The 1,350-nt window shown below is 73.4% G+C and carries 1 protein-coding gene; it reads left to right on the plus strand.

What is annotated here, in order from left to right; genetic code table 11:
• Positions 1–248 precede the first annotated feature (248 nt).
• Positions 249–1,350: 13E12 repeat family protein (locus G6R25_RS24000; protein WP_235826544.1), on the plus strand; the 1,102-nt coding region annotated here is incomplete at its 3' end.

Below are 1,350 nucleotides of genomic sequence, written 5' to 3' on the forward strand. Positions count from 1 at the left end.
CCCGGCCCTGACCCATGCCCTTCACCTGGTCCTGACTCCGTCGACCCGAGCCCTGGCCCTGGCCCTGGCACCGACACCGGCCAGGGCTCACGCTCTGCCGCTGGCTTCGCCCCCGGCGTCACTGCTGATCCGGGTCCGCGCTCAACCACTGACACCGGCAGCGATTCTGATGGTGGTGGCCTGGCGGGCTGTCCGCGGCTGCTGGCCGCCCTGTCGGAGCTCGCGCGACGGTCGGGCAGGCGGTGCACATGCCCGGCTGGGGGCTGTCCGATCCCGAGCTCGACGGCGCGGTTCTGGACTGCGCGGCGTTGCTGGCCCGTCTCGCCGCGGTCCGTCTCGGTCTGGTGCGGGAGATGCATGGCCGAGGCAGCGCGCTGCGGGAAGGCGCGACGAGTACCGCCGCCCTGATCCGTGCTCGGCTACGCATCCGCCCCGTCGACGCCCAGCGGCTGGTGGACCTGGCCTTGGCCGTGGACGACGATTTGGCCGCGACCGGTGCCGCCCTGATCGCCGGCACGATCAGCGTCGAACAGGCCCAGACGATCCACCTCGCGCTTCGCTCCCTGCCCCGCGGCGTTGACGTCGCCACCCGACGTTCCGTCGAACAGTTCCTGCTCACCTCTGCCGCCACGTTCGACCCCGCGGAACTCGCCCGGCTCGGCCGTCACATCCGTGAACGCCTCACCGACGTCGATACCAGTCCCGGCGGCGACGATCCCGACCCCGGGGGCAACGGCGCTGGCGACAACGACGGCGCCGGCGACGCAGACGCCGACAGCCCCCCGGACGGCGGTAAGGGTGCTGGTAAGAGGGATACCACCGACGCCGGAGATGGCGACGGCGATCCAGCGGATCGCCGTCGCCTGTGGATCACCGATCTGTCCGACGGCATGACCCGGATCAGCGGCGAACTCGATGCGGAAGCCGCCGCTCTGCTTCGCACCGCGCTCGACAGCCTCGCCGCCCACATGCCCGCCGTCGACGGCACTCCCGACCCGCGTAGCCCCGCTCGCCGCCGCGCCGACGCCCTCGTCGACTTTGTGCACCGCGCGCTCGATGCCTCCGCCGTTCCCATCTCCGGCGGAGTGCGCCCGCACCTCACCGTCACGATCCCCTGGCCCACCCTGGTCGGCCGCGGCGGGCCGGCCGCGTCGACCAGTTGGGGTCAGCCCCTGTCACGCGCCACCGTGCGGCGCCTCGCCTGCGACGCCGCCGTCAGCCGCATCATCCTCGACCCCGCCAGCGTCCCCCTCGACGTCGGCCGCACGCAGCGCACCGTCCCGGGCGACCTCCGCCGTGCGCTGGTCGCCCGGGACCGGGGCTGCGTCTTCCCCGGTTGCAGCAGGCCAC

The sequence above is a fragment of the Candidatus Frankia alpina genome, from assembly GCF_902806485.1.
GTDB classification, from domain to species: domain Bacteria; phylum Actinomycetota; class Actinomycetes; order Frankiales; family Frankiaceae; genus Frankia; species Frankia alpina.